Source organism: Enterobacter cloacae complex sp.6700776, assembly GCF_048284255.1.
GTDB lineage: Bacteria > Pseudomonadota > Gammaproteobacteria > Enterobacterales > Enterobacteriaceae > Enterobacter > Enterobacter intestinihominis.
Map to the genome: position 1 here is coordinate 1 of NZ_JBLVYK010000143.1, position 311 is coordinate 311.

Annotated in this window: 1 protein-coding gene; it reads left to right on the forward strand. The window is 65.3% G+C overall.

What is annotated here, in order from left to right:
* The coding region (locus ACNQ0T_RS23625) for an acid phosphatase (protein WP_417930432.1) at positions 1-311 on the forward strand (311 nt) is incomplete at both ends.

The following is a 311-nucleotide window of genomic DNA, read 5'->3' on the forward strand; positions in this document are numbered from 1 at the left end:
ACGATGTGGTGGTGAAAGATAACCAGCCCTACACTGCCGACGGCGGCTCGTTCCCCAGCGGCCACACCAACACCGGCTATACCGATGCGCTGCTGCTGGCGGCGATGATCCCGGAGCGCTACGACGCGCTGGTGGCGCGCGGCGCCCGCTATGGCTACTCGCGCATCGTGCTGGGCGTCCACTACCCGCTGGACGTGATCGGCTCGCGGATAGTGGCCGAGCGCAACGTGGCCCACTATCTTAACGATCCGCACTACCGGGTATTATTTAACGAAGCCCGCGATCAGCTGCGCGCCGCGCTGGCTAAGGCC